The 8,784-nt window shown below is 73.2% G+C and carries 8 protein-coding genes; 5 read left to right on the top strand and 3 right to left on the bottom strand.

Going from position 1 to position 8,784, the window contains the following annotated elements; all coding sequences use genetic code 11:
* Nucleotides 1-3: 3 nt before the first annotated feature.
* The 3 genes from ACR807_RS30110 to mce all read right to left on the bottom strand — a co-directional run bounded on the left by ACR807_RS30110 (nt 4) and on the right by mce (nt 3,418).
* Entirely contained in the window at nt 4-1,254 is a 1,251-nt protein-coding gene (locus ACR807_RS30110) for a chromosome segregation protein (protein WP_438924831.1), read from the bottom strand.
* A 69-nt stretch (nt 1,255-1,323) separates the two neighbouring features.
* Complete coding sequence (ccrA, locus tag ACR807_RS30105) at nt 1,324-2,637, bottom strand: crotonyl-CoA carboxylase/reductase (protein WP_438924833.1); 1,314 nt, start codon at nt 2,635-2,637, stop codon at nt 1,324-1,326.
* A gap of 337 nt (nt 2,638-2,974) precedes the next feature.
* Nucleotides 2,975-3,418: a methylmalonyl-CoA epimerase gene (gene mce, locus ACR807_RS30100; protein WP_438924830.1), complete on the bottom strand. Its 444-nt coding sequence runs from the start codon at nt 3,416-3,418 to the stop codon at nt 2,975-2,977.
* A gap of 124 nt (nt 3,419-3,542) precedes the next feature.
* Between mce and ACR807_RS30095 the strand changes: the two genes are divergently transcribed.
* The 5 genes from ACR807_RS30095 (at nt 3,543) to ACR807_RS30075 (ending at nt 8,783) form a co-directional block, all read left to right on the top strand.
* Nucleotides 3,543-4,730 carry an acetyl-CoA C-acetyltransferase gene (locus ACR807_RS30095; RefSeq protein WP_438924829.1) on the top strand — a complete coding sequence of 396 codons (1,188 nt, stop codon included), beginning with the start codon at nt 3,543-3,545 and terminating at the stop codon, nt 4,728-4,730.
* Nucleotides 4,730-5,695: a methylmalonyl Co-A mutase-associated GTPase MeaB gene (gene meaB, locus ACR807_RS30090; RefSeq protein ID WP_438924828.1), complete on the top strand. Its 966-nt coding sequence runs from the start codon at nt 4,730-4,732 to the stop codon at nt 5,693-5,695. Before ACR807_RS30095 ends, meaB begins: the two co-directional genes overlap by 1 nt.
* 331 nt (nt 5,696-6,026) lie before the next feature.
* On the top strand, nt 6,027-6,425 hold the full coding sequence (locus ACR807_RS30085) for a pyridoxamine 5'-phosphate oxidase family protein (protein WP_438924827.1): 399 nt from the start codon (nt 6,027-6,029) through the stop codon (nt 6,423-6,425).
* A gap of 78 nt (nt 6,426-6,503) precedes the next feature.
* Nucleotides 6,504-8,078, top strand: coding sequence for a GAF domain-containing protein (locus ACR807_RS30080; protein ID WP_438924826.1), 1,575 nt, complete (start codon nt 6,504-6,506; stop codon nt 8,076-8,078).
* Nucleotides 8,079-8,102: 24 nt separating this feature from the next.
* On the top strand, nt 8,103-8,783 hold the full coding sequence (locus tag ACR807_RS30075; RefSeq protein ID WP_438924825.1) for a response regulator: 681 nt from the start codon (nt 8,103-8,105) through the stop codon (nt 8,781-8,783).
* Nucleotide 8,784 lies beyond the last annotated feature (1 nt).

Below are 8,784 nucleotides of genomic sequence, written 5' to 3'. Positions count from 1 at the left end.
CGGCTAGCGCTTGCCCGCCTGCGCCTTCGGGTTCGGCCGGGCGATCTTCTGGGTCGGGCCGTCCGGTGCGGGCTTCGCGCCGGGCGCGGGGGCCGGTGACGCGCCACCGCCCGCGACGGGCTCGGGCTTCGACTCCTCGGCGGCGGCGGGCACCGGGGACGGGCCGGCCGGGGACGGGGCCACCGGGGCGGCGGGCGCGGCGGCGGTGGCCGGCGCGGGCGGCTGTGCCGGGGCGGGGGCCGCTGCCTGCGGCTTCTCCTCCTCCAGCGGGTCCAGCAGCGGCGTCACGTCGTGCAGGGCGGTGCGGACCGAGTGCAGCTGCTGCGACAGCCGGTTGCGCAGCTGGCGGAGCGCCTCGACCTTCTGCGCGGCCTGGGTGACGCGGCGGTTCGACTCCTCGGTGGCCTCCCGGACGCGGCGGTTGGCCTCGTCGGTGGCCTCCTGGACGCGCGCGGTCGCCTCGCTGATCGAGTCGTGGCGGCGGCGGTTGGCCTCCTCGGTGGCCTCCCGCACCAGCCGCTGCGCCTCGGCGGTCGACGCCGCCTGCTCCTGCGCGACCTGGGCGCGCACGCGGGCGGCCTCCTCGGCGGCCTCGCGCACCCGCCGGTCGGCCTCGCCCTTCGACGCGGCCTCGGTCTCGGCCAGGGTCTTCATCGACTCGACCCGGCGCGCGGCCATCGCGATCTCGAAGTCCTCCTCGACCGTGGTGCGGCGCTGGAGCGACTCCGCGTCGAGCTTGGCCGCCGCCTCGCGCGCCTCGCCCACGATCTTCTCGGCCTCGGCGCGGGCCTTCTCCAGGACGCCCCGGTGCTCGGCCTCCATCTCGGTGCGCCGCCGCTCCTGGTCGGCGATCAGCTTCTCGTACCGGGCGCGCAGCGCCGCCGCGTCGGCCTCCGACTTGGCGCGGATGTGCCCGCCCTCGGCCTCGGCGCGCGCCTTGATCTCGTTGGCCTCGTCCTGGGCGAGGCGCAGCATCCGCTGCAACCGCTCGCTCAGGCCCTCCAGCGTGGTCGGCGGCAGCGACAGCCGCTCCACCTGGCCGCGCAGTTCGCCGACCTCCGAACGGGCCGCCTCCAACTGGCGGGCGAGGTCGTTGGTCTGCGACACCGCCGCGTCGCGGTCGGCCGCGAGCAGGCGCAGGTCGGAGTCGAGTCGTTCCAGGTGGTCCTCGACCTGGGCACGGTCGTACCCGCGCTTGACGATGTCGAAGCCGGAGCCCAGGGGGACAAGGTCACGGTCGTCGGCGAGGCCCATGGCGTGCACGCTACCCGCTCCCGGTGCGCGGCGGTCACCCGAGCGCCGCACACCGGGGGTGATTTCGCTTTAGACGCCCCGGAAACGGTTGATCCCGGACAGGTGGCGCGCCCGCAGCTCGTGGTCGCGGACGCCCAGGCCCTCCTCGGGGGCCAGCGCCAGCACGCCGACCTTGCCCTGGTGGGCGTTGCGGTGGACGTCGTGCGCGGCCTGCCCGGTGTCCTCCAACGAGTACACCTTGGACAGTGTCGGGTGGATCTTCCCCTTGGCGACCAACCGGTTGGCCTCCCACGCCTCGCGGTAGTTCGCGAAGTGCGAGCCGATGATCCGCTTGAGGTGCATCCACAGGTAGCGGTTGTCGTACTGGTGCATGAAGCCGCTGGTGGAGGCGCAGGTCACGATGGTGCCACCGCGCTTGGCGACGTAGACGGACGCGCCGAACGTTTCCCGGCCCGGGTGCTCGAACACGATGTCGGGGTCGTCACCGCCGGTCAGCTCGCGGATCCGCGCGCCGAACCGCTTCCACTCGCGCGGGTCCTGCTCGTGCTCGTCCTTCCAGAACCGGTAGCCCTCGGCGCTGCGGTCGATGATCAGCTCGGCGCCCATGCGGCGGCAGATCTCGGCCTTCTCCGGGGACGACACGACGCACACCGGCGTCGCCCCGCCGTTGAGCGCGAACTGCGTGGCGTAGGAGCCGAGGCCGCCGGAGGCGCCCCAGATCAGGACGGTGTCGCCCTGCTTCATGTTCGCGCCGTTCGTCGACACGAGCTGCCGGTAGGCGGTGGAGTTCACCAGGCCGGGCGACGCCGCCTCCTCCCACGTGAGGTGGGCGGGCATCGGCATCAGCTGGTTGGCCTTGACCAGGGCGATCTCCGCGAGGCCGCCGTAGTTCGTCTCGAAGCCCCAGATGCGCTGCTCCGGGTCGAGCATGGTGTCGCCGTGGCCGTCCGGGTGCTCCAGCTGCACGTCGAGGCAGTGCGCGACCACCCGGTCACCGGGCTTCCAGGCGTTGACGCCCGGCCCGGTGCGCAGCACGACGCCCGCCAGGTCGGAGCCGACGACGTGGAACGGCTGATCGTGCCGGCCGCCGTACTTCTTCAGGAACGAGAACGTCGACACCGGCTCGAAGATCGAGGTCCACACGGTGTTGTAGTTGATCGCGCTGGCCATCACGGCCACCAGCGCCTCGCCCGGACCCAGCTCGGGGGTGCGCACCTCGTCGACGTGCAGCGACTCGCGCGGGTCCTTGTCCTTGGTGGCGAGGCCCTCGAACATGCCCACCTCGTCGGCGTGCACCGTCACGCCCCGGTAGGTCTCCGGTACGTCGAGCGATCCGATCGCGTCCACTTCGTCGGCCAGGATCGCGTCGAGGATCTTCTGCACGGCGTTCCCTCCCAGGTCGGGGGTGTTCGGAGATGTCGTGGCGCTCAAGAGGTCCACGCAGGTTGCCGGAGGTTACCCACGGGTAACCGATTCAGAAGACACAGCTGTGAGCCACCGCACTGCCCTTTCCCCCGAACGGTCGCCCTTGACCCGGTGGCCGACCGGGCGGAGCATCGGGGGTGCCCGGAGAGGGCGGGGGTGCGGGTCGCCGGGCGGGCGGACACCCGAAGGGTCGCCGGAGGGCGCGCTCGTCCGGCGCGTCGTCGAAGGGCGCGCTCGTCGGGTGGGGCGTGGTCGTCAGGTGCGGCGGCGGTACCGGCGGTTCAGCGGCAGCGGTTCAGCGGCCGGCGGCGGGTTCGACCAGCTCGACCAGCACGCCGCCCGCGTCCTTGGGGTGCACGAAGTTGACCCGGCTGTCCGACGTGCCGCGGCGGGCGCCCTCGTACAGCAGGCGCAGCCCCTTGTCGCGCAGCGCGTCGGCCGTGGCGTCCACATCGGACACCCGGAGGGCCAGTTGCTGGAGGCCGGGGCCCGCGCGACCGATGAACTTCGCGATCGTCGAGTCCGGGCTCAGCGGCGCGAGCAGCTGCACGGCCGTGCCGCTCCCGTCGTCGCCGGGGGCGCGCAGCATGGCCTCGCGCACGCCCTGCTCCTCGTTGACCTCCTCGTGCACGACCTCCAGGCCGAAGTGCTCCCGGTGGAACGCGATCGCGTCGTCGAGGTCGGGGACGGCGATGCCCACGTGGTCGATGGCGGTGACGAAGCCGCGTAGTTCTTCCATGCCGGCGAACATAACTCCCGAATCGGTGCAGGTCCCGCTGTGCGACGTCTCACAAGGCTACTCCTAAGTAACCGTGGGTATCGTGGCGTGTTAACAACCGCTTACACCCGCTGTGGAGGCTGCTGTGTCCGGTTCCGTCATCGTCGCCGGGGCCCGAACCCCGATGGGGCGACTGCTCGGATCGTTGAAGGACTTCTCCGGCGCCCAGCTCGGCGGCGTCGCGATCAAGGCGGCGCTGGAGCGCGCGGGAGTTTCACCCGAACAGGTGGAGTACGTGATCATGGGCCAGGTGCTGACCGCCGGCGCCGGCCAGATCCCCGCCCGCCAGGCCGCGGTGAACGCGGGCATCCCGATGACCGTGCCGGCGCTCACCGTCAACAAGGTGTGCCTGTCCGGCATCGACGCCATCGCGCTCGCCGACCAGCTGATCCGCGCGGGTGAGTTCGACATCGTGGTGGCCGGTGGCCAGGAGTCCATGACGCAGGCGCCGCACCTGCTCCAGAAGTCGCGCGGCGGGTTCAAGTTCGGCGACGTCACGATGCTCGACCACATGTCCCACGACGGCCTGTTCTGCGCGTTCGACCAGGTGGCGATGGGCATGTCCACGGAGAAGTTCAACGCCCGCCACGGCCTGACCCGCGAGGAGCAGGACGCCTTCTCGGCCCGCTCGCACCGGCTCGCCGCCGAGGCGTCGAAGAACGGCGTGTTCGACGAGGAGATCGCCCCCGTCCTCATCCCGCAGCGCAAGGGCGACCCGGTCGAGTTCGCCACCGACGAGGGCGTGCGCGCCGACACCACCGCGGAGACCCTGGCCAAGCTGCGCCCGGCGTTCGCCCCCGACGGCACCATCACCGCGGGCTCGGCGTCGCAGATCTCCGACGGCGCGGCGGCCGTGGTCGTGATGAGCAAGGCCAAGGCCGAGGAGCTGGGCCTGACCTGGCTGGCCGAGATCGGCGCGCACGGCGTGGTCGCGGGCCCCGACGCGAGCCTGCACCAGCAGCCCTCGAACGCGATCAAGGCCGCGTGCGCCAAGGAGGGCATCGACCCGGCCGACCTCGACCTGGTCGAGATCAACGAGGCGTTCGCCGCGGTCGGCATCGTCTCCACGCGCGAGCTCGGCCTGCCCGAGGAGAAGGTCAACGTCAACGGCGGCGCGATCGCGCTGGGCCACCCGATCGGCATGTCGGGCGCGCGCATCGCCCTGCACCTCGCGCTGGAGCTCAAGCGCCGCGGCGGTGGCGTGGGCGCGGCGGCGCTGTGCGGCGGCGGAGGTCAGGGCGACGCGCTGATCGTGCGCGTCCCCAAGGTCTAGTGGCCCGCGCCGTCGACGTGGCCGAGCTGGTCGACCGCGCGCGCGAGGGACAACCGCGCGCGGTCGCCCGGCTCATCTCGCTGGTGGAGGAGGCCGGGCCGCGGCTGCGCGACGTGGCCGCGGCACTGGCGCCCCACTGCGGGAACGCGCGGGTCGTCGGGCTGACCGGCGCGCCCGGCGTCGGCAAGTCCACGTCCACGTCCGCGCTGGTCAAGGCGTACCGGGAGCGCGGCGACCGGGTCGGGGTGCTGGCCGTCGACCCGTCGTCGCCGTTCTCCGGCGGCGCGCTGCTCGGCGACCGGGTGCGGATGGGGGAGCACGCCACCGACCCCGGCGTGTTCATCCGGTCCATGGCCACGCGCGGCCACCTCGGCGGGTTGTCCTGGGCCACGCCGCAGGCGCTGCGCGTGCTCGACGCGGCCGGGTGCGACGTGGTGCTCGTGGAGACCGTCGGCGTCGGGCAGTCCGAGGTCGAGGTGGTGTCGCTGGCCGACACCGCCGTCGTGCTGCTCGCGCCCGGCATGGGGGACGGCGTCCAGGCGGCGAAGGCGGGCATCCTGGAGATCGCCGACGTGTTCGTGGTGAACAAGGCCGACCGCGACGGCGCCGACCAGACCGCCCGCGACCTCAAGCACGTGATCTCGCTGGGGCGGCGGGACCGGGAGGGCGGCCTGTGGCGGCCCCCGGTGGTGAAGACCGTCGCGGCGCGCGGCGAGGGCGTGCACGACGTCGTGGACGCGATCGAGGCCCACCGCGCGTGGCTGGTCGAGCGCGGTGAGCTGGAGCGGCGGCGTGCCGCGCGTGCGGCGGGGGAGATCGAGGCCATCGCCGTCGAGCGGCTGCGGTCGCGGTTCGGCGGGCTGCGCGGCGGTGCCGCCCTGGAGACCCTGGCCAAGAGGGTCGTCGCGGGTGAGCTGGACCCGTACGCCGCCGCCGACCGGCTCGTCGAGGGCGTCGGCGCCTGACGCCGCCGTGCACCTGTCCCGCGAGTCATGCGCTCGTGACCGCCGTGTCATGCGCTCATTCCTAACGCCGTGAGTCGCGAATGCAGAACTCAAGGGTCCTGAGCGTTGGACTCGCGGGTCGTGAGCGTTGGACTCTCGGGGCTTGGGCGTTGGACTCTCGGGTTTTGGCTGGTCGGGGTGGGGTGGCGGGGGAATGCGGCCGCTGCCGTTCGGGTATTGCCGGAAATCCCCCATCCGGGTGCCAGGTCGAAGCCGGGACTTCCGCCTCTAGGCAAGGACGATCACAGAGCAGAACGTTCTAGTCCGGCAACCCGGGGGACGAAGAGGTGCGATGTACGACGCCGCTGGACTTCAGGTCCTCTCCCGCGAGGAGTGCATGCAGCTGCTGCGGACGGCCGTCATCGGGCGGCTGGTCTACACCGACCGCGCCCTGCCCGTCGTGCACCCCGTGCCCTACGTCGTCGACGGCGAGCGCGTCGTGCTGCGCGTTCCCGAGGGCAGTTCCACGCTGGTCGCCCGCGACACGATCGTCGCGTTCGAGATCGACGACATCGCCCACGACCTGTCGAAGGGCTGGTCGGTGATGGCCATCGGGCACGTCACCGAGGTGGACGACGAGCCGGGTCTCCGGCGCCTGCGCGAGCTGCCCCTGGCCGCCCGCCGCCACGGCCTGCCCGATCACTACCTGGTCGTGGACCTGGAAGTGCTCACGGGCCGTCGCATCCCGTAGCGGCAGGCGCTACCCTCGGTGGTCCCCCAGCGCGATCCCACGCCAGCGCAACCCCCACGTCCCGAGGGTGGTCCCACGGTGCCCGGTCCCCCCGACGCCAACGCGGTGCGCCTGGACGGCCTGCTCCGCCAGCTGACCGACCGCACCGCCGAGGCGATCGTGTCGCAGGAGCGGCTGCACCGGCTGCTCGCCGCGGTCGTCTCGCTCGCCAGCGACCTGTCGCTGCCCGACGTGCTGCGCCGCATCGTGGAGTCGTCGTGCAGCCTCGTCGGCGCGCGGTACGGCGCGCTGGCCGTGGTCGGACCCAACCGGCAGCTGCTGGAGTTCACCCACGGCGAGGGCCACCACCCGGTCGGGCCGCACGAGTCCTGGGGCGCCGCGTTCGACCCGTCCTCGCCCGGCTTCCTCGGCGTGCCCGTGCACGTGCGGGGCGAGGTGTTCGGCAACCTCTACCTCACCGACAAGGAGGACGGCGCGGACTTCACCCTCGCCGACCAGGAGGTGGTGGTGGCGGTGGCCGCGGCGGCGGGCATCGCGATCGAGAACGCCCGGCTCTACGAGCAGTCGCGGCAGCGCGAGGTGTGGTTGCGGGCGTCCAACGAGGTGACGAACGCGCTGCTCACCGGCACCCCCGACCGGGACGCGCTGCGGCTGGTCGCGGTGCGCGCCCGGCTCGCCGCCGACGGGCTGATCGCCGTGCTGGCGCTGCCCGACCCGCAGGGCGAGCTGGCCGTGCGGGTCATGGACGGCGAGCTGCGCGGGTTCGACGTGTCCCGCGAGGGCGGCGCGGCGCGCGAGGTGTTCGGGACCGGCCGCGCGAAGGTGTTCGACGGCCTGCCCGGCCTGCCGGCCCGGGTCGGCCCGGGGGTGGTCGTGCCGCTGGCCGCGGGCGAACGGGTGCTCGGCGTGCTGCTCGTGGCGCGGGCCCGCGGCCAGGTGGGGTTCGACGCGCCGGACGTGGCGCTGGTCGAGTCGTTCGCCCGGCAGGCCGCGCTGATCCTGGAGTTCACCCGGGCCACCGGCGCGGGGCGGCGGCTGGCGGTGCTGGAGGACCGCGACCGCATCGCCCGCGACCTGCACGACCTCGTCGTGCAGCGGCTGTTCGGCCTGGGCCTCGGCCTCCAGGGCCTCAACGGCCTGGTCGAGCAGCCGCTCGTGGCGCAGCGGTTGCAGGACTTCGTCACCGAGGTCGACCAGACGATCCGGGAGATCCGGCGCACCATCTTCTCGTTGCAGGAGTCGCCCGCGGGCGACGCCGACCTGCGCGTCCAGCTGCGCCGGGTCGTGCAGGACTCGACCCGCCTGCTCGGCTTCGAGCCCGCGCTGGCGCTGGACGGCCCCGTCGACTCGGTGGTGCCCGACCACGTGCGGCCCGACCTGCTCGCCACGCTGCGCGAGGCGCTGGCCAACGCGGCGCGGCACGCGTCGGCGAAGAGGGTCGACGTCGAGGTGTCGGTGGACCGCGCGGCGACGTGGCTGCGGCTCGTCGTGCGCGACGACGGCGCCGGCCTGCCCGCGGGGCGCAACCGGCACACCGGTGGTCTGGTCAACATGGCGGCCCGGGCCACGAGGTGGGACGGTTCCTGCGACGTCGACTCGGCCGGGGGGCGGGGCGTGACGGTGACGTGGTCCGTGCCGCTGACCACGCGGTGACGGTGTTAGGGGAGGGGAGAGGGTTTGTCCATCTCGGTGCTGCTCGTCGACGACCACGAGATCGTCCGCAGGGGGCTCCAGCAGTTGCTCGCCGTGGAACCGGACATCGAGGTCGTGGGTGAGGCGGAGAGCGCCGCGGCGGCCGTGTCCGCCGCCGCCCTGCACCGGCCGGACGTGGCCGTGATCGACGTGCGGCTGCCCGACGGCGACGGCGTCACGGTGTGCCGCGAGATCCGCTCGACGGTCCAGCCGCCGCCCGCGTGCCTGATGCTGACCTCGTACTCGGACGACGAGGCGCTGTTCGGGGCGATCATGGCGGGCGCGGCCGGCTACATGCTCAAGCAGGTGTCCGGCAACGACCTGGTGTCCGCGATCCGCACGCTGGCCGCGGGCGGGTCGCTGCTGCACTCGGGCGTGACCGCGACCGTGCTCCAGCGCCTGCGCGGCGGACCGGTCGAGGACCCGCGCTACGCGGCGCTGAGCCCGCAGGAGCGGCGCATCCTCGACCTGATCGCCGAGGGCCTGACCAACCGGCAGATCGCGAGCCGGCTCTACCTGGCGGAGAAGACGGTCAAGAACTACGTCTCCTCGCTGCTGCACAAGCTGGGCTTCGACCGGCGCACCGAGGCCGGGGTGTACGCCGCCCGCCGTCGGCAGACGGGCGGCGCCACCGGTGGTCCCCCCGGGAACGGCTACGGCACGTGAC

The sequence above is a fragment of the Saccharothrix sabaoui genome (assembly GCF_051756985.1).
Classification (GTDB): domain Bacteria; phylum Actinomycetota; class Actinomycetes; order Mycobacteriales; family Pseudonocardiaceae; genus Actinosynnema.
This window is presented reverse-complemented; position numbering and strand designations above follow the sequence as displayed.